Raw genomic sequence first — 20,004 nt, 5'->3', positions numbered from 1 at the left:
AACCGTCATTGCTCGCAATGACGGGGTTGGAGTTCGTTGCGTGCCTCACCGCTGCCGCTCGCTGAGGCGGCGTAAGCAAATCAGCGATCCGACGGATTAGTCCCCGTCCGCACCGCCGGGCTCGAGCCGGGCTGCACGCCCGGCCACGTCTGGCTCGCGCCGGCGCGTGCGCGCTGGCGCTCCCCGTCATGCAGCGAGGACTGATACTTCGCGCGGGTGACCGCGAGCGTCGAGCCGCGCCAGGCCGCCAGCATCACCAGCGCCGATCGCTCGGCGAGACGGTCATAGAGCCGCGACAGGCGGTACACGGCGTTCACGGACGTTCCGATCTCCGGCTTGAAGAACAAGAGAATGCGCTGGAACACCGGGCTCGGCATGTCGAGCGCGCGTGCGGCAACGGCAAGCGCCTCGCCGCCGGCATCGTCGACGATCTGGGCTGCGACGCGCGAGGGCAGGATCAGGCTGTCGCCGAGCTCGAAGGTGAAGCTTTCGATATCGCCCGCGATCGCCGCCATCTCCAGGATCTGGATCGCGCGCTTGGCGCGCACGGTCGGAATACGGGGGGCGGCTTTCAGCGGGGTCTGCGCCAGATTATGCAGGATCAGCGCGCGCTCGGAGGCGCCGGCGCGGAAGAACATGTCGTGGATCTCGGCCGCCTCTTTCGGCTGCATCGCCAAGTTGGCGGCCATGCATTGCTCGGCCTCGGTCGGCACGCGCGCCGGAGCAGACGCGCGCGGCGGGGCGGGGATCTCCCGGGCCAATGGAACCCTGCGGCCTTCCTGGGTCGCGACCAGGCCGAGCTTCTGCAGGATCGGGACGGGCGTCTGCGGATAGACCGCGAGGCGGGCCTTGACGGCCGCGCGCGTCGCATCGTCGACCTGGTCGATCAGCCGCGTGGCGAGCTCGACGAATTGCCGCTGCTCGTCGTCGCTGTGGGTGCTCGTCTGGACATAGAGGTCGGTCAGCACGCGCAGCAGCGTCGGACGGACATCGACACCTTCGCGACGGGACAGGGTCATCAGCCCGTCGAATCCGGGAAACAGCGACTTGGTCATGGAGGCGTACGCAACTCGGGAAAGATACTTGGGGGCGAGCCTAGCGCAGCTTCGTTTAAAGCCTCGTTAAGGAAAACGAGGCGTGAAGCCGGCCCTGCAATTTGAGGCGTTGTCGTGCCGCAACGGGACGGCGCGGCGCGGTCCGTGCGGCTACGGTTGAAGCGGCCCGTTTACACCCCGTTAACCATGAGCTGATCTTAATGAATGCATGTTGCTGGGGCGCGTTCGGTCGCGCGGCAATTGAAGAGAGCTGACATGGGGACCATCATCGAATTTCCGGCCGGTCGCCGGGTGGGCTCGTCCGGGGATGTCGCTCCGCGCGCGGACATGGGAACGGTTCTGATCCTTCCCGTGATTCGAATCGAGCGCGAGGCGGACGAAACCAGCGGCGATCGCGGACCGGAGCAGGGCACAGCGCCGGGGCGCCGTCGTCGCCGCCGCTGACATCCGGCTTCATGCAATGCCGGACGTCATCCGCCAGATCCGGCCTGTCCTATCGGCCGTCCTGCTCACGCTGCTGGGCGCTTTGCTCGCGGCGTGTAGCGGCGGCGACTTCGGCCGCACCCGCGAGAGCATGCGCAGCGACGACATGCATCGCTGGCTCGGTGCGGAGGTCACCTCCAGCGTCGGCCTGAGACCATCGCAGTTCCAGCTCACCGACGAAGAGCGCCAGCTTCGCGATCTCGCCTATCCCATGATCGAGCCGCCGCTGTCGCGCCCCGCATGGAAGAGCGTGTTCGGCGACTACAAGGCGCTGCCCTCGCCGTGGCGGCAGAAGGTCGTGTTCGACCGCACCATGTACGGGCGCACGCTGATCGACGAGCCGCACCGCTCGCATTCCTCGCGCTATGCGCAGCTGATCGAGGACGTGCGCAACGACATCACCCGATTCGAGCCGTTCTTCGCATCCGCGATCCGCGTCATCGATCTCGACAGGAAGCGCGATGCCAGCATGGCGCGCGTCTCCGCGCTGTCGCCTAGGGAGAGGGACGACGCGGTCGCGCGCATGCAGGAGAACTCGCTGATCATCCAGTGGGTGCAGCAATGCCTGGAGCAGCGAATCTCGTCCTACCGCTGGGCGCTGGAGCGCCTGGTGATCCAGGCCCCCGACGGCATGGCCGCCGATGCCGACCGCCTGATCGGCGAGCTCGCCGCCCAGACCGCCAATCCGCCGGTTCAGGGGCAACCGCCCTATGGTCGCGCGGTGGTCTCGAAGGGCTAAGCACGCGTCCTCAGCCCTTTGAGCGCGGCCGCCCCGCGGCCGATCGGCCCGATTCCCCGGGCCGCCTGACCGGTTCCACAGGAGTGCGCCGCCTGTCGCCGCCCACCAGTTGAGGTCCTCCGGGAACCGCATTGATTGCCCTTGTCCTTCCGCGCAGGCCGGATAGGATCACCACGTTTCTTTCGAATTCATTTTGTCCAAAGGTCCTTCGAGATGAGCTTAGACGCCGCGCGTCTGCGCAAGTGCCGTCGGGACATTTCCTCGCGCCGCCTGTTGGCAGTTGCCATTCTGCTCGGATCGACCGGCTCCGCAGCCGCGCTGACCAAGGAAGCAGCGCTCGAGAATTGCCGGATGAGCGTCGGCAAGCCGATCGTGCAGGCCTGCATGCGCGCTGGCGGCGCCAATCTCGAAGCTTGCCGCGCCAAGGCCTCGCCCCAGGTCAGGGCCTGCGTAATGGCGGCGCTGAACGCCGCCAATGGCCGCGCCAATGTCGCCGTCGAGCTTCCCAAGGAAACGGCGCCCAAGCTCGAGGCAGGCACGGCACTGCCGAAGGATTTCGTCGCCCCGCCGCGCAGCATCTCCGACATCACGGCGATCCTCGACGGCGACAAGCCCAACGAGAAGATGATCGCGGAATTGAAGTCGGAGGCCGACGCCGTGCCCACGGGCAAGGAGTCCCGCCAGGACCTCGCGCAGCTCTATTTCGATCGCGCCAATGCACGCGCGCAGCTCGGCCGGCTCGCCGAAGCGATGGCTGACGCGGACAAGGCCGTGGAGGTCGGGCGCGGCGCAGTCGGCCCGAATTTGCTGGGGCGCATGTTGCAGCTCCAGTCCCTGCAACACTCGCTCGCGGGCGATCCGAAGCGCGCGCTCGAGATCATGCAGAGACTTTTGCGCGAATCGGCCAGCATGCCGGGCGCCAAGGGATTTCAGTTCGTGACAAACCGCGGGATCGCGGTCGTTCTCATCCAGATGGGCGACCTCGCACAGGCCGAAGCCTATCTCCGCCGCACCCAGACCGCGATCCAGGAGGCCCGCACCAGCGGCCATCCCAATTGGCGTGCGGCCTATGCGAAGTTCGGCCAGAGCTGGGAAGGCGAGCTGGAGCTCACTCGCGCCGCGATCTTCGAGGCACGCGGACAGTTCGCCGATGCCGAGGCCGCCTATCGCACCGCCGAGCTGCGCAAGCGCGCAAGCACGAAGGCCATCATGGCGTCGGACAGTGCGCCGGCCGAGACCCTTCTGCTGCAGGCGATCGATGGCACCGTGTTGAGCCAGGCGCGCATGAAGGCGAAGCAGGGCAAGCTGGCCGAGGCCGAGGTGGATGCGCGCCGCGCGCTGCTGTCGCGCCTGAAGGATACCGGCAAGTACAATCCGGTCACGCCGCGCTTCGTCATGGGGCTGGCGGGCATTTTGGTCGACCAGGGCCGCTACGAAGAGGCCGAGAAGCTCGGCCGTGTCGCCCTCGACATCAACAAGACGGTGGGTGTGCCCGAGGATTCGCAGGCGACGGTGCAGTTGCTGTCGCAGCTTGCGGGCATCCTGACGCTTCGCCGCCAGAACGCCGAAGCGGGCGAAATGTTTGCGAGGATAGAAAAGGCCGTCGCCGGCTGGGACCCGCAGCGCCGCCAGGTGTTCGAGCTCAATCCCTCTCGCATCCTGTCCCTCTATGATTCCGGGCAGCTGGACGCCGGCATTGCCGCCGCGGAGCAGCTCGTGAAGAGGCAGATCGCGCGGGTGGGGGAGAATCATTTCGACGCCGCCTCGGCACGCGGCACGCTGGCGGTCGGATTGATGCGCGCCCGCCGCGATGCCGACGCGATCAGGGAGTTCAAGGCCGCCATTCCGGTGATGATGGCGAGCGCCAACGATAACGCCGACGACGAGAACACGACCGTGGTGGCCGCGCGCAGCCAGCGGCTGCAGACCATCGTCGAGAGCTATCTGCTGCTGCTCGGCAGGGTGGAAGGAGGCGGCACCAATGTCGGCGAAGAGACATTCAGCCTGGCCGATGCCGTCCGCGGCCGCTCGGTGCAGCAGGCGCTGGCTGCCTCGAGTGCGCGTGCGGCGGCAAAGGATCCCGCGCTCGCCGAGCTCGTGCGGAAAGAGCAGGATCTGAGCAAGCAGGTCAACGCCCAGCTCGGTACGCTTAACAACGTGCTCGCGCTTCCCGCAGCGGAACGCGACGAGAAAGGCGTGCAGCAGATACAGGCCTCGATCGCAGCGTTGCGCGGCCAGCGCGACAAGGCGCGCCAGGAGATCAAGCAGAAATTCCCGATCTATGCCGATCTCGTCTCGCCCAGGCCGCCGAGCGTCGCCGAGATCCGCGCGACGCTGACCGACGGCGAGGCCATGCTGTCGTTCTATTTCGGCCAGAACGGCAGCTTCGTCTGGGCCGTGCCGAAGTCGGGGCCGGTGGCATTCGCCGCCGTCCAGGCCAGGATCGGCGACATCGAGAGCAAGATACGCAAGCTGCGTGAAGCGCTCGAGCCGCAGGCCGCGATGATCTCGGACATTCCGCCCTTCGATCTCAAGCTCGGCCATGAGTTGTACGAGCTGCTGCTCAAGCCGGTCGAGAGCGGCTGGAAGCCGGCCAAGAACCTGATCGTTGTCACCAACGGTGCGCTGGGCCTGCTGCCGCTCGCCTTGTTGCCGACGGCACCGGCGGAGGTGGCCGCCGACGAAGACCCGCTCTTCGTCGGTTATCGCAACGTGCCGTGGCTGGCGCGAACCCATGCCGTGTCGACGGTGCCGTCGGCGGCGGCGCTGCGCACGCTGCGGCAGTTGCCGCCCGGCAAGCCCGGCCGCGGCGACCTCGTCGCGTTCGGCGATCCCTATTTCAACAGCGATCAGCACGCCGAGGCGGAAGGCACAGGTGAGAAGATTCAGCTGGCCGATGCCGGCGGCAACATCACGCGCGGCGGGCCGCTGAAGCGGCGCAACAGTCCCAAGCTCGACGGCGTCGATAGCGCCGAACTCGGTCTGTTGCCCCGTTTGCCCGACACCGCGGACGAGTTGAAGTCGATCGCGCTGGCCTTGCAGGCGGATCCCTCGAAGGTGCTGTTCCTCGGCAAGAGCGCGACCGAGAGCGCGGTGAAGACGATGAATCTCTCCGGCTTCAGGATCCTGGCCTTTGCGACCCATGGCCTCGTCCCGGGCGAGCTGAATGGGCTGACGCAGCCGGCGCTCGCTCTGTCGTCGCCGGTGGTGACGGGCGAGGGCGGCGACGGACTGCTGACGATGGAAGAGATTCTCGGTCTCAAGCTCGATGCGGACTGGGTCGTCCTGTCGGCCTGCAATACCGGCGCCGGCGCAGGCGCAGGGGCCGAGGCGGCCTCCGGGCTGGGCCGCGCGTTCTTCTACGCCGGCACGCGCGCCCTGCTGGTGACGAACTGGTCGGTGCACTCCCAGTCGGCGCGGCAATTGGTGACGGACCTGTTCAAGCGACAGGCCGACGATCCCAAGCTGTCGCGCAGCGAAGCGCTGCGCCAGGCGACGATGGCTCTTGTCGATGGTCCCGGCTATCTCAACAGCGAGGGCAAGACCGAGTTTGCCTATGCGCATCCGCTGTTCTGGGCGCCTTACACGATCATCGGCGATGGCGGCTTGCGTTGACGAATGGGAAAGGGGGCAAGGAAAATGAAGCGGAATGCTCTACTGGCTCTGGTGGTTGCAGGTCTGTTGGCCGCGGGATCCTCGCGCGCTGCGCCATTGATCACGGAAGAGGAGGCCAAGCTGCCGCCTCCCAAGGGCGCGGTCGCCGTCGATCAGCGCGGCATCATGCGCGGCCCGAAGATCGAGTTCGTCTCGCCGGGCGCTCCCGCGAATTCTCCTCTGCGGCTGGTGTTGAAATTCCAGTCCTATGGCGGGGCCAAGATCGATCCGGAATCGGTCAAGGTGATCTTCCTCCGAACGCCGAACGTCGACCTGACGCCTCGGGTCAGGCCCTTCGTGCAGCCAGATGGCATCAACATGCAGGATGCGGAGTTGCCGCCGGGCGAGTACACGATGCGTGTCGACATCAAGGACAGCGATGGCCGGCCGGGCACGACCGTCTTCACCCTGAAGGTTGCGCCCAAGTGAGCTCGCAGGTGAACTCGCAAGTGGCGTGCCTCTACTGCCGGTCGGAAAATGCCGAGGGTGCGCTGGTCTGCGCCTCGTGCGGGCGCGACATCGCCGTTCCCGCCACGTTGCTTGCCGAGCGCGACGATCTCTTGCGCAAGCGCGAGGATCTGCGCGATGAACTGAAGCGGGCCAGAGGCGAGATCGAAGCCATTATGAGGCGAGGGAAGTCGCGCTAGCGATGGAATGTCCGTTCTGCGCCGAGACGATCAAGGACGAAGCCATCGCGTGCAAGCATTGTTCGCGCGACTTGCGCGTCGTGCGACCGACGCTCCTCGAGATCGACGAGATCGTTGCCGAGCTGGACAAGCTCAGGCGGGATCTCGATCGCGTCAACGTCCGTCTCGAGCGCTACAACAATCCGCTGCGCTATTACGGAACGCATGCGGTGCTCTATGTGGTCATTCCAGCCCTGCTGCTGGTGATCGCGCACGTGCTCGTGACCATCACCTTCAACGTGTCCCCGATCCCGCTCCGGATTGCATCGATCGCCATACCGCTGCTGTTCGGCTTCGTGGCTTATCCGTTGCACCGGGTATCCGCCCTGACGGCGTTCGTGCTGGCGTTCCTGGCAGCGGCCGTCAGCGTCCTGTCAATGCTGACGGTTACGGGGATCCATGACCATGTTCCGATCCTTCCGACGATCTGGATCGAATGGCGTGAAGTGTTCGAATATGGCGCGAGCATCCTGCTCGCCTTCGTCTCCGGCAACATTCTCAGCGTCGTGATCTTCCAGATCCTGCCGCGTGTGCTGACGCAGGGAGGCAAGCCGAACGCTTTCGCATTCAGGGTGGCGCGGCTGCTCGGGCAGCATGTCGGCGAGGAACAGCTGCGCCGTCGTGCCCGCTTGATTCAGGATCTCATGCAGACCGTCGGGCCGCTCGCGGGCGTTGCTGCGACCGGTATCGGCTCGATCTATGCGGGGTTGAAGGGCTTGCTGGGATAGCTCGACTGCACCTTCGCAGGCGCGCTTGCAGCCTAGCGCGCTTCCACCACTTCGCCGTCCTCTTTCACGAACCGGCCAACCGGATTGTCCAGGAGATCGACCACGGCTTCCGACGGCCGGCACAAGCGCGTGCCCTTTGGCGTCACCACGATCGGCCGGTTGATGAGGATAGGGTGGGCGATCATGACATCGAGGAGCTGCTCATCGCTCCATTTGGGGTCGTCCAGGCCGAGCTCCTTGTAAGGCGTTCCCTTCTCGCGCAGCAGCGCGCGGACCGGAATGCCCATGCTCGCGATCAGTTCCTTGAGCTTGTCCAGCGAGGGTGGAGTCTTCAGATATTCGATGACATCAGGCTCGACGCCGCTCTGCCGGATCATCGCCAGCGTGTTGCGCGAGGTGCCACAGGCGGGATTGTGATAGATCGTGACGGTCATCGAACTGTCTCCGTGATTGCGACCGAGGCGGACGCGCGTGAGCGGCCGAGCAACCAGTTCATCAGCAGCATGCCCGCGAAGGCGCCGCAGAGTTCCGCGAGGATGAATCCGGGCAGGTCAGCGGGGCGAATGCCGGCGAACGTGTTCGTCAGCGACCTTGCGATGGCCACCGCAGGGTTGGCAAACGACGTGGAAGCCGTGAACCAATAGGCGGCCGTGATGTAAAGGCCGACCAGCCAGGGGATGGCCGTCCGCTGAAACCGGATGCCGGCCAGGATCGTCGCGACCAGCCCGAACGCAGCGACCGCTTCGGCGAACCATTGCGGCCCTCCGGTTCGGACCTTCGTCGCGAGGTCGAGCAGCGGCAGGCCGAACATCAGATGCGCCGCCAGCGTTCCCGCGATGCCGCCAGCGATCTGCGCGATCACGTAAAGCGCGGCCTCGTTGACCGGCAGCTCGCGCTTGCCGGTGAAGACGAGCGTCACTGCGGGATTGAAATGTGCGCCGGAGATCGGACCGAGCACCGTGATCAGGACAACCAGGATGGCCCCGGTCGGCAAGGTGTTGCAGAGCAGCGCAAGGGCGACGTCCTTGGTCAGCGTTTCCGCCATGATGCCGGAGCCGACCACGGTGGCGACCAGAATACCCGTGCCGAGCGCTTCAGCCGCGAGGCGCCGCGGGAGATCGAAACTGTCCATCAGCCGGCCTTCGGCGCCAAATCGGTTGCACCTTCGGAGCGGCCGATTTCGCGCAGCTTGATGCCGAGCGAAAGCTTGTCGATGCTCCTCAGCGGGAGGTTCACGAATGTAGCGATGCGGTTTCTCAGATAGCGAAACGCGGTGACGAATGCCGCCTGTTTCTCCAGTTCTGAACCCTCTGCCGCGGCAGGATCCTCGATGCCCCAATGTGCCGTCATCGGCTGGCCCGGCCAGATCGGACAGGACTCGCCCGCTGCGTTGTCGCAGACGGTGAAGACGAAATCCATCACCGGTGCATCCGGAGCGGCAAACTCCAGCCAGCTTTTCGAGCGCATTCCGTCGGTGGGATAGCCCGTCTGTTCCAGCGTGCGCAACGCCAGCGGATGAACTGCGCCTTTCGGGGCGCTGCCGGCGGAGAAGGACTGAAAGCGGCCGCCGCCGTCCTTGCGCAGGATCGACTCAGCCAAGATCGATCGCGCCGAGTTGCCGGTGCATAGGAACAAGACGTTAAACCTGTGATCAGACACGGCTTCGCTCCTTTCGTTTTGGCGAGCAGCACGATTGCAAGGTCTCGACGACGGGCTCGCAAACCTCCGGCCGTCCGCCGCAGCAATCGCGCAGCAGGAAGAGCGCGACGTCGCGGAATTCGTCGAGATTGGCGCGGTAGACGATCGAGCGACTGTGCCGCTCGGAGGACACGAGGCGGGCGCGGCTCAGAATCGACAGATGCGCCGACAGCGTGTTTTGCGGGACTTCCAACAGGCGGGCGAGATCGCCGGCCGCAAGACCCTCAGGCTCGTGCCTGACCAGCGTCCGGAACGCCTCCAGACGGGTCGATTGAGACAGCGCGGCGAGCGCCAAGACGGCTTGTCCTGTTTCCACATATCCAGATCTATGGAATTATAAGCGCCGAGTCAATGTGGAAGCCTCCGGTCACTGCGCGAACGGAAATTTCCAATATTCTAGAAATATCGTTTGACAGGGGAGCTGCACCGGCGCACCGTGTCGCTCATGAAGATCGACGACGCAGCAGCACGCCTGGAAGCCCTGGGGAATCGGACCCGCCTGCAGATTTATCGCGCGCTGGTTCGGGCCGGGCACGCGGGCATGCCGGTCGGCCGCTTGCAGGACAAGCTGAAGGTCCCGGCCTCGACGTTGTCGCACCACATCAAGACGCTGGTCTCGGTCGGATTGGTCAGTCAGATCAGGGAATCGACCACCCTGATCTGCCGCGCCAATTTCGACGCCATGCGCGGGCTGGTCGATTTCCTGGCCGCGGAGTGCTGTGCGGAAGAAGCGGGATGCAAGGCTGCGCAGACCGCAGCCTGACTCATTTGATCAGTTATTCCATAATTCTAGAAGGATGGAGAGTTCGGAATGGACAAGACGGTAGCCATCATCGGGGCGGGGCCGGTCGGCCTCGCGGCCGCCGCTCATGTGCTCGAACGCGGCATGTCCCCTGTCCTGCTCGAAGCCGGACCCGAGGCCGGGCATGCGGTACGGCAATGGCAGCACGTCCAGCTCTTCTCGCCGTGGGAATACAACGTCGACAAGGCCGCGGCGCGCCTGCTTGCGCCGACGGGATGGAATTCGCCGGATCCAAGCTCCTATCCGACCGGCGGCGAACTGATCGAGCGCTATCTCGCGCCGCTGGCAACGCGAACGCCGCTGCGCGAGACGATCCGGACCTCGAGCCGCGTCACGGCGATCAGCCGCGCCGGCTTCGACAAGGCGAAGACGAAGGGGCGGGACCAGACGCCGTTCGAAATCCGCTACCAGAACGGCAAAGGCGATGAGGTGCTGCGCGCCGATGCCGTCATCGACGTCTCCGGCACGTGGTTCTCGCCCAATCCCGCCGGCAGCAACGGTCTGCCGGCGCTCGGCGAACGCGAATGCGCCGGTCGCATCGCCTATGGCATGCCGGCGGTGCGCGGCTCCGCTCGCAGCAGATATGCGGGCAAGGCCGTGGCTGTGCTCGGTGCCGGCCATTCCGCGCTGGGCACGCTGATCGATCTCGCGCGGCTCGCCGAGGAGGCGCCCGGCACCAGGCCCGTTTGGCTGCTGCGCGGCGACGATCCGGCAAAGGCCTTTGGCGGCGGCCGCAACGACAAGCTTGCCGCGCGCGGCGAGCTGGGGTCAGCCTTCGCCGCGCTGGTGACTGCCGGAAAGATTGCGGTCGAGACCGGCTTCGCTGTCACTCACATTTCGGAGATCGAAGGCCGCCTCAGGATTTCGGCAGGCGCCGGCGTGGCTGCGCGGAGTGTGGTTGCCGATGAGCTGGTGGTGTCGACCGGCTTCCGGCCCGATCTCTCGCTTCTTTCCGAGCTGCGGCTGCGGCTCGATCCGGCGATCGAGGCGCCCCTCGCGCTCGCGCCGCTCATCGACCCCAACGAGCATAGCTGCGGAACGGTGCGGCCTCACGGCGCGCGCGAGCTGGCGCATGATGAGCCGGGCTTTTATCTCGCCGGCATGAAATCCTACGGACGTGCGCCGACCTTCCTGATGATGACCGGATACGAGCAGGTCCGATCGATCGTCGCCGACATCGCCGGCGACAAGAAGGCCGCGGCACGGGTCGAGCTCGTGCTCCCGGAGACCGGCGTCTGCACACGCGCCGGCGTGGAGTCCTCCGCCGCAGCGGGATGTTGCGGCGGCCCGGCCAAGGCCGAACCTTCGGCCTGCTGTGCCGCCGATGAATCCGCCAGGAAGGCGGGCGGTGCGGGGTGCGGCTGCTCATGAGCCGAGGCACTGCGGGCCCGCTCACCGTCGTCATCGCGCTCGGCACCGCGCAGACCATCGCGTGGGCGTCGAGCTACTATCTTCCTGCGATCCTGGCCGCGCCGATCGCGAGCGATCTCGGACTAGCGCCGACTTACGTGTTCGGCGCGCTGTCGGGAGCGCTCGTCATCTCCGGCCTGCTTGGTCCGCGCGTTGGGCACGCCATCGATACGTTCGGTGGGCGCGGCCTGCTTGCCGTCTCGAACCTCGTTTTCGCGGCGGGCTTGCTGCTGCTGTCCGTGGCCTATGGCGTAGCGGTGCTTATCGCAGCCTGGATCCTGCTCGGGATCGGCATGGGCATGGGCCTCTATGAAGCCGCGTTCGCGACGCTTGCGCGCATTTACGGCGCCAATGCGCGACGAACGATCACCGGCATCACCCTGATCGCCGGTTTCGCCAGCACACTCGGCTGGCCGCTCACGACATGGCTCGCCACGGAGTACGGCTGGCGCGCGGCCTGCCAGCTTTGGGCGGTGATCCACATCGGCCTTGCCTTGCCGCTCAACCTTGCGCTGCCCCGTGCCGCTCCGTTGCATCAGGAGGCCGGACCGAGCACGGGCGCAAGCCAGCAATCCGGCCGCCAGAGCGAAACCTTTGCAATGATATTGCTGGCGTACATGTTTGCGGCCGCGAGTTTTGTCAGCTCCGGAGTCTCGGCCATTCTGCCCACCATGCTGGTCGCGTTCGGTGCCACGCCGGCACAGGCGTTGCTGGCGGGAGCACTGGTCGGACCGGCGCAGGTCGGCGCCCGCCTTCTGGAAGCAGGATGGCTTGGCCGGTTTCATCCGCTGCTGTCGGCGCGGCTCGCCATGCTCATGAATCCGATCGGGGTGCTTGCGCTGGTTGCGGGCGGCCCTTTGCTCGCACCGCTCTTCACGGTGCTGTATGGCGCGGGCAACGGCATCATCACCATTGCCCGTGGTACGCTGCCGTTGGCGCTGTTTGGGCCGGTCGGGTTCGGCAGACGGGTCGGGATGATTTCGCTGCCTTCGAGGGCAACGGGCGCCTTCGCGCCGCTTGCGCTGGGACTGATGGTGGAGCATCTCGGCAGCAGCGCGCTCTGGATCGGCGCGCTGGCCTCGGTCTCTGCATTCTTCGCGCTTCTGCTGCTCCGTGGGGATCACACGACATGAGTCGCTGTCCGATGGGAGGGGAACATTCGTAGCTTGCGCGGCTGGCCGCTGATTGCGGTGATGTGTATCGGCCAGCTCGGCAATCTGCTGCCGCACGTGACGTTGTCCGCGAATTTGGCCCAGCATCTGATGCCGATGTGGGGATTGTCCGCCGCCGAAGGCGGGATGATGGCGAGCGGCTACGCGTTTGGCTACATGCTGGCGGTGCCCGTGCTGACGACACTGACCGATCGCATCGACGCACGGCTCGTGCTCCTCGGCGGCTCTGTCGTCAGCGGACTTGCGACCGTCGCGTTTGGCATCTTCGCGCAAGGCTTCTGGTCGGGGACCATCATCTGGTCGCTCGCCGGCCTTGGTTTTGCCGGTGCCTACATGCCGGGGATCAAGGCACTGACGGACCGGCTGCCCGCCGGCGACACCTCGCGGGCGGTCACGCTCTACACGTCGAGCTTCTCGGTGGGCGTCGGCCTGTCGTTCCTGATCGCCCAAGTCCTCGCCGACGGCTGGGGATGGCGGACCGCGTTCTACGTGACCGGCATCGGTCCCATCGCGATGGTGGTCGCGTGTCTCTTGATCGAGAGCCGCAGTCCCGCTCCAAGATCAGGACGCCTTTTGAACTTTGCGCCCGTCTTGGCCAACCGCAAGGCGCTCGGTTACATCTTCGGCTACGGCGCGCACTGCTTCGAGCTCTACGGCATTCGCACCTGGCTGGTCGGGTTCTGGACCTACGTCGTCGCGCATCAGGGTGCGCCCTCATGGCTGAGCCCGGTCCTGATGAGCTTCTGCTTTGCAGTGATCTCCATGCCGGCCAGCATCCTCGGCAACGAGGCCGCACTGAAATTCGGGCGACATCGGGCGATCACGGTGGTGATGATCGCCTCGGCTTGCGTTGCCCTCGTCATCGGCCTGAATGCGACGGCTCCGGCATGGGTGTTGGCGCTGCTGCTGATGATCTATGGCCTGACAGTGCCGGCGTATTCCGGTGCATTGACAGCCGGGATGTCGGCCGCGGCTGTCTCGGAGCATCGCGGGGCGACTCTGGCCCTGCATTCGACGGTCGGGTTCGGCCTATCGGCGATCGGAGCCTGGGGAACCGGGGTTGCCCTCGATGCCGCTGGCGGCCCGCAGAGTGCAGAGGGCTGGCTGCTGGCCTTCATCGTGCTCGCGGCCGGGATCGCGCTCGGCCCGCTCGCCTTGCTATGGTCGCGGACGGCGCGGTCCGGCGAGCTGGTATCGAAGTCGCGATAGGCGAGGCAGGATGCGGGCGGTCGGCCTGACAGGCCTCGGAGCCTCGGTCACGAATGCTTGACTTTGATCAAAGAATGCATTCGGCCGCAGACTATGGTACTCAGGCAACGTTGCGGTTCCCAAAGGTATCCAAAAGGTTAAAAGCACGTTTCATGCGGATCGTTCGGACCATCCTGGCATTCGCCATCGCCATCTCCCTGGCGATGCTGCCGGCTGGCGTGTCCGCTTCCGGCGTCGCGATGTCATCGGGTGACATGCAGGCGGCCATGCAGGTCGGCGGCGACGACGATATGTCGGTGCACGATTGTTGTCCCGACATGAAGGGAACGGGCTCCGACACCGGCTACCAATGCGGGATGGGCTTCTGCTGTGTCGGCGGCACCGTCGCACTGGCGGACATTCGTCCCCTGGCGTTCGAATTCCTTGCCGTCGCGGCAGCGGAAACCGCTATTCCTGCCGATCAAGTCGTCGACTCGCGCGGCGGCAGTCCTCCCTTCCGGCCTCCTCGAATCTGATCTCTCAAGACGCGCGCGGGCACGCCCCGCGCGGCGATGACTGGATGTGCGCATTCAAGCGTCGCGGTCGAGATCAATTCATGAGGACAGGACAATGCTTTCCAAGTTCAGCACCGCGGCTGTTGCCGCCACCCTTTCGCTCGCCGCTTCAGTCGCCTTGGCGGGTGCCGGCGATTACGCTTTCGAGCCGGTCAATCCCGAGATGAAGAAGGGCGACGACGTCACGCTCGCCATTCGCTTGACCAACAAGCAGACCGGCAAGCCGGTGCTTGATGCCGTCATCTTCAAGACGCGCGTCGACATGGCTCCGGACGGCATGGCCGAGATGGAATCGGCGGTCGCGCCACTGCCCTCCAAGGAGCCGGGCGTCTACGCCTTCAGGACGGACCTGCCGATGGCCGGCCGCTATCAGGTCACGCTCTCGGCGAAGGTGCAGGGCGAGCCTGAGACGGTCACCGGCAAGGTCATCGTCAAGGCGATCAAGTGAGCTTTCGGGCGCCGTCGGACGGTGCCCGAACTTTCTCTTTCCCATTCACATGGACGCGCGCTCCGAGCGCGCGAAACAACCATGAAGACGTTGCGTCTCTTGACGACTCTCGCGCTCGGCAGTGGCCTCGCCCTTGGCGCGTACTGGTTCTCGAACGAGGGGCGCTGGTCGGTCCATGCCGAGGTGACCCCGGCTGCGGCGCCAGCGGACCGGACTCCGCTCTACTATCGCGATCCGAGCGGCGCGCCGCTTTGGTCCGCCGGGCCAAAGAAGGACGACCGCGGGCGGGACTATCTGCCGGTCTACGATGACGACAAGGCCGCCCAGGCAGAGCCGAAGCCACCGCAGGCGGCTTCATCGCGAAAAATCCTCTACTACCGCAATCCGATGGGGTTGCCCGACACCTCGCCGGTGCCGAAGAAGGACCCGATGGGGATGAACTATGTCCCCGTCTACGAAGGCGACGACGCCGATGACGGCACGGTGAAACTGTCGCCCGGCAAGATCCAGCGCAGCGGCGTGAAGTCCGAGCCGGTGGCGCGGCGATCGGTCCAAGTCCTGGTCAAGGCGCCCGGTACGATCCAATTGGACGAGCGCCGCGTCTCGGTGATCGCGATGCGGGCCGAGAGCTTCGTGCAGAAGATCGCGGACGTCACCACCGGCTCCCGCGTCAAGGCGGGCCAGCCGCTGATGGAGATCTACAGCTCGGCGGTCGCCTCCGCGGCGGCCGACTATCTTGCGACCATCACCTCCAAGACCGTCGGCGGGGTCGAGATCTACGGCCGCGGCTCGCGGCAACGGCTGATCAATCTCGACGTCCCCGAGCGGGTGATCGCCGAGATGGAGAGAACGCGTGTCGCGCCCGTCACCATCCATTGGTCGGCGCCGCGCGACGGGATCGTGCTCGAGCGCAACGCGATCGAAGGCATGCGCGCCAATCCCGGCGACGTGCTGTTCCGCATCGCCGACACCTCGCTGGTCTGGGCGCTGGTCGACGTCGCCGAGCGCGATCTCGGCAACATCGCGGTCGGGCAGTCCGTCGCGGTGCGCGCGCGCAGCTTCCCCGGCCGAAGCTTCACCGGCAAGATCGCGGTGATCTATCCGCAGGTGAACCGCGAAACCCGGACGGTTCGCGTCCGCATCGAGCTCGCCAATCCCGAAGCGTTGCTGCTGCCGGACATGTATGTCGATGCCGACGTCGACACGGCCGATAGCGCGCTTGTCCTGACGATCCAGGACAGCGCGGTGCTCGACACCGGCACGCGGCAGGCCGTCCTCGTCGACAAGGGGGACGGGCGCTTCGAGCCGCGGGAAGTGAAGCTCGGCCGGCGCGGCGGCGGCTTTATCGAGGTGCGCGACGGCCTTGCCGAAGGCGAAGCGGTGGTCACATCAGCCAACTTCCTGATCGATGCGGAAAGCAATTTGAAGGCCGCGCTCAAAGGCTTTGCCGAGGCTGCGCCTCAAGCCTCCGACGCCGGCCATGCGACGGGAGAGCACAAATGATCGCCCGCATCATCGCCTGGTCGGCGCGCAACCTGCTGCTGGTGCTGTTCGGCACCGGCTTTGCGGCGGCCGCCGGCTTCTACGCGCTGCTGCATCTGCCGCTGGATGCGATCCCCGACCTCTCGGACACCCAGGTCATCGTCTACACCGAATATCCTGGCCAGGCGCCGCAGGTGATCGAGGACCAGGTCACCTATCCCTTGACGACGGCGATGCTGACCGTGCCGAAATCGAAGGTGGTGCGCGGCTTCTCCTTCTTCGGCGTGTCGTTCGTCTACGTGATCTTCGAGGACGGCACCGACATCTATTGGGCGCGCTCGCGCGTGATGGAGTTCCTGAACGGCGCCACGTCGCGGCTTCCCGTCGGCGTCACCCCGACCATCGGGCCCGATGCGACCGGCGTCGGCTGGGTCTACCAATACGCCGTGATGTCGAAAGAATTGAACCTCGCCGACACGCGCACGATCCAGGACTGGAATCTGAAATTCGCGCTCGCCAAGGCCGAAGGCGTGGCCGAGGTCGCCAGCATCGGCGGCTTCGTCAAGCAGTACAACGTGGTGCTCGACCCGCAACGCATGCGCGACCGCGGCATCAGCATGCAGAAGATCCGGGAGGCGATCCGTGCCAGCAATGCCGACGTCGGCGGCCGCACGGTCGAGCTGTCGGAGTTCGAATACGTCATTCGCGGCAAGGGCTACATCAAGAGCATCAACGATCTCGGCAACATCGTCCTGAAGACCAGCAACGGCACGCCGGTGCTGCTGCGGGACGTCGCCAATGTCGAGCTCGGACCCGACGAGCGGCGCGGCATTGCGGAGCTGAACGGCGAGGGCGAGGTCGCAAGCGGCATCGTGCTGCAGCGCTTCGGCGTCAACGCGCTCGACGTCATCGAAAACGTCAGGAAGCGTTTCAAGGAGATTGCGAGCAGCCTGCCGAAATCGGTCGAGATCGTCCCGGTCTACGACCGCTCGGGCCTGATCTATTCGGCGATCGACACGCTCAAGCACACGCTGTTCGAGGAGAGTCTCGTCGTCGCGCTCGTCTGCATCGTGTTCCTGCTCCATGTCCGCAGCGCGCTGGTCGCGATCCTGATGCTTCCGGTCGGCGTGCTGATGGCGTTCGGCGCCATGAAGCTGCTGGGCCTGGGATCCAACATCATGAGCCTCGGCGGCATCGCGATCGCGATCGGCGCCATGGTGGATGCCGCGATCGTCATGATCGAGAACGCGCACAAGCACCTTGAGCGCGCCGAGCCCGGTCAGTCGCGCGTCCAGATCCTGATCGACGCGGCATCCGAGGTCGGGCCGGCACTGTTCTTCAGCCTGCTCATCATCACTGTCTCGTTCATGCCGATCTTCACGCTGGAATCGCAGGAGGGGCGGCTGTTCAGCCCACTGGCGTTCACGAAGACCTTCGCGATGGCGGCCGCGGCCCTGTTGTCCGTCACGCTGGTGCCGGCGCTGATGGTGATCTTCGTCCGCGGCAGGATCGTGCCGGAGAGGAAAAACGTCATCAACCGCTTCCTGATCTTTATCTACCGCCCGGTCATCAAGGGCGTGCTGCGCGCCAAGACGCCGGTGATCCTGGCTTCGCTGGTCGTGCTCGCTGTTACGATCTGGCCGGCGCGGCAGCTCGGCACCGAGTTCATGCCGACGCTGAACGAGGGCACGCTGCTCTACATGCCGACGACGCTGCCCGGTATCTCCGTGACCAAGGCGGCCGAGCTGATGCAGACGCAGGACCGCATCATCAAGTCGTTCCCGGAGGTCGAATCGGTCTACGGCAAGGCGGGACGGGCGGCGACCGCGACCGATCCGGCCCCGACCGAGATGTTCGAGACGGTGGTCAGCCTGAAGCCAAAGGAGCTTTGGCGGGAAGGCGTCACCATCGACAGCCTGATCGCGGAGATGGACAAGGCGCTGCAATTTCCGGGCGTCTCCAACGCTTGGACCATGCCGATCAAGGCGCGCATCGACATGCTGTCCACCGGCATCCGCACCCCCGTCGGCGTCAAGGTGATGGGCACCGACCTCGTCGAGATCGACCGGCTGGCGAAGCAGGTCGAACGGGTGATCAAGACGGTGCCGGGCACCTCATCGGCCTATGCCGAGCGCGGCATCGGCGGCTACTATCTCGAGATCGTCCCGGATCGCGAGGCGCTCGCCCGCTATGGCATCCTGATCCAGGATGTTCAGGACACCATCGCGGCGGCGCTCGGCGGCCAGACCGTCACGACGACGGTGGAGGGGCGGCAGCGGTTCACGGTGAACATGCGCTATCCGCGCGACCTGCGCGACAATCCCAAGGCGATCGCCAGCGATATCCTGGTGCCGATGCCCGCAGGCGGCGCGGTGCCGCTCGGCGAGGTCGCGAAGGTCGAGCCGGCGCGGGGGCCGACCTCGATCCGGACCGAGAACGGCCAGCTCGCGACCTACGTCTACGTCGACATCCGCGATCGCGACATCGGCAGCTACGTCGCCGATGCGCAACGCGCCGTGACTGACAGCATCCAGTTCCCATCAGGATATTACGTGGTCTGGAGCGGTCAGTACGAATATCTCCAGCGCGCCGCGGCGCGCCTGAAGATCGTGGTGCCGGTGACGCTGACGATCATTTTCCTGCTGCTGTACCTGAATTTCAGGGCCATGACCGAAACCCTGATCGTGATGCTGTCGCTGCCCTTCGCGCTGGTCGGCGGCATCTGGATGATGTGGTGGCTCGGCTTCAACATGTCGGTCGCCGTCGCCGTCGGCTTCATCGCGCTTGCCGGCGTCGCCGCCGAGACCGGCGTCGTGATGCTGATCTATCTCGAGCATGCCCTGGCCGAGATCAAGGCGACGTGCAGCGCCGAGGGCAGGGGCCTCACCCGGCAGGATCTCCACGAGGCGATCATGGTGGGCGCGGTCGAGCGCGTCCGTCCCAAGATGATGACGGTCGTCGCCATCATGGCGGGCCTGCTGCCGATCATGTGGAGCACCGGAACCGGGTCGGAGATCATGCAACGAATCGCGGTGCCGATGATTGGCGGCATGATATCGTCGACGCTGCTGACGCTGATCGTGATCCCGGCGATCTTCGGGTTGGTGAAGGGTGTCCGCCTGCCGCCCACGCGCGAGGACAGAGAACAACCGGCTGAGATGCCCAAGCCGATCGGCGCCAGATTGCGCGTCGTGGAGCCGGCCGGATGAGGCGAGCCGTGACGCACGATCATATGTCAGGGCGACGGAGTGACAGAAGAGGAAGCCGAAGATGAAGCCGAAGATGAAGCAACGCGCATATCTGATGACCCGCCGGTCCCTTGTCGGGCTGATGGCCGCGGCAGCTTTTGCAAGGCCCGCCGCGGCAGCATCCGACGCAGCCGCGCTCACGGTGCACCGGGATCCGAGCTGCGGCTGCTGCGCCGGCTGGGTGCAGCATCTGCGGGACGCAGGATTTACCGCCCAGGTGGAGGAGACTCCCGACCTCGAGCCGATCCGGGCGCGTCTCGGCGTCCCCTCGAACCTGGTCGCGTGTCACACGGCAGAGGTCGCTGGCTATGTCGTCGAGGGGCACGTGCCGGCTGCGGCCGTGCGACGCCTCCTCGCGGAGCGTCCGAACGCGAAGGGAATAGCCGTGCCGGGCATGCCGGTCGGATCGCCGGGCATGGAAGGCGGCAAGTCGCAGCGTTACGAGGTCGTGCTGTTCGGTGCCGACGGTCAGAAGCCGTTCATGCGCTTCATCGGCGCGCAGGAAATTGATTGAGAGTGCTGCGCGAGGCTAGAGTGCGATGACATGAGCCCTGATCGCGCAACGACGGAGGTGCGCTCCCTCTCCCGCTCGCGGGAGAGGGTTGGGGAGAGGGTGCTTCCGCAATGGGACAATCC

20 protein-coding genes are annotated in these 20,004 nt (G+C 65.8%); 15 read left to right on the top strand and 5 right to left on the bottom strand.

Annotated elements, in window-relative coordinates; genetic code table 11:
• Positions 1–80: 80 nt before the first annotated feature.
• The gene (locus I6F28_RS06290) at positions 81–1,055 is read right to left on the bottom strand and encodes a DUF2336 domain-containing protein (RefSeq protein ID WP_225139495.1); all 975 of its coding nucleotides are present in this window, start codon (positions 1,053–1,055) and stop codon (positions 81–83) included.
• Positions 1,056–1,310: 255 nt separating this feature from the next.
• Between I6F28_RS06290 and I6F28_RS06285 the strand changes: the two genes are divergently transcribed.
• The 6 genes from I6F28_RS06285 to I6F28_RS06260 all read left to right on the top strand — a co-directional run bounded on the left by I6F28_RS06285 (position 1,311) and on the right by I6F28_RS06260 (position 7,345).
• Positions 1,311–1,499 (top strand): hypothetical protein, encoded by a 189-nt coding sequence (locus I6F28_RS06285; protein WP_036005903.1) that lies wholly within the window; start codon positions 1,311–1,313, stop codon positions 1,497–1,499.
• Positions 1,500–1,515: 16 nt separating this feature from the next.
• Positions 1,516–2,277, top strand: coding sequence for a hypothetical protein (locus I6F28_RS06280; protein WP_036023191.1), 762 nt, complete (start codon positions 1,516–1,518; stop codon positions 2,275–2,277).
• Positions 2,278–2,490: 213 nt separating this feature from the next.
• On the top strand, positions 2,491–5,892 hold the full coding sequence (locus tag I6F28_RS06275; RefSeq protein ID WP_524536098.1) for a CHAT domain-containing protein: 3,402 nt from the start codon (positions 2,491–2,493) through the stop codon (positions 5,890–5,892).
• Between the two features lie 24 nt (positions 5,893–5,916).
• Positions 5,917–6,360, top strand: coding sequence for a hypothetical protein (locus I6F28_RS06270; RefSeq protein WP_057027189.1), 444 nt, complete (start codon positions 5,917–5,919; stop codon positions 6,358–6,360).
• 8 nt (positions 6,361–6,368) lie between these two features.
• Entirely contained in the window at positions 6,369–6,578 is a 210-nt protein-coding gene (locus I6F28_RS06265) for a hypothetical protein (RefSeq protein ID WP_036005954.1), read from the top strand.
• A 2-nt stretch (positions 6,579–6,580) separates the two neighbouring features.
• Positions 6,581–7,345 carry a hypothetical protein gene (locus tag I6F28_RS06260; protein WP_036005895.1) on the top strand — a complete coding sequence of 255 codons (765 nt, stop codon included), beginning with the start codon at positions 6,581–6,583 and terminating at the stop codon, positions 7,343–7,345.
• Positions 7,346–7,377: 32 nt separating this feature from the next.
• Here I6F28_RS06260 and arsC read toward each other — a convergent pair whose 3' ends face one another.
• From arsC to I6F28_RS06240, 4 genes are read right to left on the bottom strand one after another with little or no spacing between them, the layout of a single operon-like run.
• Entirely contained in the window at positions 7,378–7,779 is a 402-nt protein-coding gene (gene arsC, locus I6F28_RS06255; protein WP_225139493.1) for an arsenate reductase (glutaredoxin), read from the bottom strand.
• Positions 7,776–8,477, bottom strand: coding sequence for an aquaporin (locus I6F28_RS06250; protein WP_225139492.1), 702 nt, complete (start codon positions 8,475–8,477; stop codon positions 7,776–7,778). The genes arsC and I6F28_RS06250 overlap by 4 nt, the downstream gene beginning before the upstream one ends.
• A complete protein-coding gene (locus I6F28_RS06245) occupies positions 8,477–8,944 on the bottom strand; it encodes an arsenate reductase ArsC (protein WP_249781831.1) in 468 nt (155 codons plus the stop codon). The genes I6F28_RS06250 and I6F28_RS06245 overlap by 1 nt, the downstream gene beginning before the upstream one ends.
• 52 nt (positions 8,945–8,996) lie before the next feature.
• The gene (locus tag I6F28_RS06240; protein ID WP_225139491.1) at positions 8,997–9,359 is read right to left on the bottom strand and encodes an ArsR/SmtB family transcription factor; all 363 of its coding nucleotides are present in this window, start codon (positions 9,357–9,359) and stop codon (positions 8,997–8,999) included.
• A gap of 129 nt (positions 9,360–9,488) precedes the next feature.
• Between I6F28_RS06240 and I6F28_RS06235 the strand changes: the two genes are divergently transcribed.
• The 9 genes from I6F28_RS06235 (at position 9,489) to I6F28_RS06195 (ending at position 19,882) form a co-directional block, all read left to right on the top strand.
• A complete protein-coding gene (locus tag I6F28_RS06235) occupies positions 9,489–9,806 on the top strand; it encodes an ArsR/SmtB family transcription factor (protein WP_109145872.1) in 318 nt (105 codons plus the stop codon).
• Positions 9,807–9,854: 48 nt separating this feature from the next.
• Entirely contained in the window at positions 9,855–11,216 is a 1,362-nt protein-coding gene (locus tag I6F28_RS06230; RefSeq protein WP_225139490.1) for an NAD(P)-binding domain-containing protein, read from the top strand.
• Positions 11,213–12,388, top strand: coding sequence for an MFS transporter (locus I6F28_RS06225; RefSeq protein ID WP_036005950.1), 1,176 nt, complete (start codon positions 11,213–11,215; stop codon positions 12,386–12,388). Before I6F28_RS06230 ends, I6F28_RS06225 begins: the two co-directional genes overlap by 4 nt.
• 60 nt (positions 12,389–12,448) lie before the next feature.
• Positions 12,449–13,636: an MFS transporter gene (locus I6F28_RS06220; protein ID WP_225139717.1), complete on the top strand. Its 1,188-nt coding sequence runs from the start codon at positions 12,449–12,451 to the stop codon at positions 13,634–13,636.
• A 53-nt stretch (positions 13,637–13,689) separates the two neighbouring features.
• Positions 13,690–14,151, top strand: coding sequence for a hypothetical protein (locus I6F28_RS06215; RefSeq protein WP_346276206.1), 462 nt, complete (start codon positions 13,690–13,692; stop codon positions 14,149–14,151).
• Positions 14,152–14,245: 94 nt separating this feature from the next.
• Positions 14,246–14,638, top strand: a complete 393-nt coding sequence (locus tag I6F28_RS06210) for a FixH family protein (RefSeq protein WP_225139489.1) — start codon at positions 14,246–14,248, stop codon at positions 14,636–14,638.
• Positions 14,639–14,719: 81 nt separating this feature from the next.
• On the top strand, positions 14,720–16,141 hold the full coding sequence (locus I6F28_RS06205) for an efflux RND transporter periplasmic adaptor subunit (protein ID WP_225139488.1): 1,422 nt from the start codon (positions 14,720–14,722) through the stop codon (positions 16,139–16,141).
• On the top strand, positions 16,138–19,329 hold the full coding sequence (locus tag I6F28_RS06200) for an efflux RND transporter permease subunit (protein WP_225139487.1): 3,192 nt from the start codon (positions 16,138–16,140) through the stop codon (positions 19,327–19,329). The genes I6F28_RS06205 and I6F28_RS06200 overlap by 4 nt, the downstream gene beginning before the upstream one ends.
• Before the next feature lie 73 nt (positions 19,330–19,402).
• The gene (locus I6F28_RS06195; protein ID WP_225139486.1) at positions 19,403–19,882 is read left to right on the top strand and encodes a DUF411 domain-containing protein; all 480 of its coding nucleotides are present in this window, start codon (positions 19,403–19,405) and stop codon (positions 19,880–19,882) included.
• Positions 19,883–20,004 lie beyond the last annotated feature (122 nt).

The organism is Bradyrhizobium sp. NBAIM14 (assembly GCF_020193895.1).
In the GTDB taxonomy this organism is placed as follows: Bacteria; Pseudomonadota; Alphaproteobacteria; order Rhizobiales; family Xanthobacteraceae; genus Bradyrhizobium; species Bradyrhizobium yuanmingense.
This window is presented reverse-complemented; position numbering and strand designations above follow the sequence as displayed.

What these genes read in the sequence shown, in the direction of transcription:
- I6F28_RS06290 (WP_225139495.1), bottom strand. Translation starts at nt 1,055, where the DNA reads ATGACCAAGTCGCTGTTTCCCGGATTCGACGGGCTGATGACCCTGTCC.
- I6F28_RS06285 (WP_036005903.1), top strand. Translation starts at nt 1,311, where the DNA reads ATGGGGACCATCATCGAATTTCCGGCCGGTCGCCGGGTGGGCTCGTCC.
- I6F28_RS06280 (WP_036023191.1), top strand. Translation starts at nt 1,516, where the DNA reads ATGCCGGACGTCATCCGCCAGATCCGGCCTGTCCTATCGGCCGTCCTG.
- I6F28_RS06275 (WP_524536098.1), top strand. Translation starts at nt 2,491, where the DNA reads ATGAGCTTAGACGCCGCGCGTCTGCGCAAGTGCCGTCGGGACATTTCC.
- I6F28_RS06270 (WP_057027189.1), top strand. Translation starts at nt 5,917, where the DNA reads ATGAAGCGGAATGCTCTACTGGCTCTGGTGGTTGCAGGTCTGTTGGCC.
- I6F28_RS06260 (WP_036005895.1), top strand. Translation starts at nt 6,581, where the DNA reads ATGGAATGTCCGTTCTGCGCCGAGACGATCAAGGACGAAGCCATCGCG.
- arsC (WP_225139493.1), bottom strand. Translation starts at nt 7,779, where the DNA reads ATGACCGTCACGATCTATCACAATCCCGCCTGTGGCACCTCGCGCAAC.
- I6F28_RS06250 (WP_225139492.1), bottom strand. Translation starts at nt 8,477, where the DNA reads ATGGACAGTTTCGATCTCCCGCGGCGCCTCGCGGCTGAAGCGCTCGGC.
- I6F28_RS06235 (WP_109145872.1), top strand. Translation starts at nt 9,489, where the DNA reads ATGAAGATCGACGACGCAGCAGCACGCCTGGAAGCCCTGGGGAATCGG.
- I6F28_RS06230 (WP_225139490.1), top strand. Translation starts at nt 9,855, where the DNA reads ATGGACAAGACGGTAGCCATCATCGGGGCGGGGCCGGTCGGCCTCGCG.
- I6F28_RS06225 (WP_036005950.1), top strand. Translation starts at nt 11,213, where the DNA reads ATGAGCCGAGGCACTGCGGGCCCGCTCACCGTCGTCATCGCGCTCGGC.
- I6F28_RS06220 (WP_225139717.1), top strand. Translation starts at nt 12,449, where the DNA reads ATGTGTATCGGCCAGCTCGGCAATCTGCTGCCGCACGTGACGTTGTCC.
- I6F28_RS06215 (WP_346276206.1), top strand. Translation starts at nt 13,690, where the DNA reads ATGCTTGACTTTGATCAAAGAATGCATTCGGCCGCAGACTATGGTACT.
- I6F28_RS06210 (WP_225139489.1), top strand. Translation starts at nt 14,246, where the DNA reads ATGCTTTCCAAGTTCAGCACCGCGGCTGTTGCCGCCACCCTTTCGCTC.
- I6F28_RS06205 (WP_225139488.1), top strand. Translation starts at nt 14,720, where the DNA reads ATGAAGACGTTGCGTCTCTTGACGACTCTCGCGCTCGGCAGTGGCCTC.
- I6F28_RS06200 (WP_225139487.1), top strand. Translation starts at nt 16,138, where the DNA reads ATGATCGCCCGCATCATCGCCTGGTCGGCGCGCAACCTGCTGCTGGTG.
- I6F28_RS06195 (WP_225139486.1), top strand. Translation starts at nt 19,403, where the DNA reads ATGAAGCAACGCGCATATCTGATGACCCGCCGGTCCCTTGTCGGGCTG.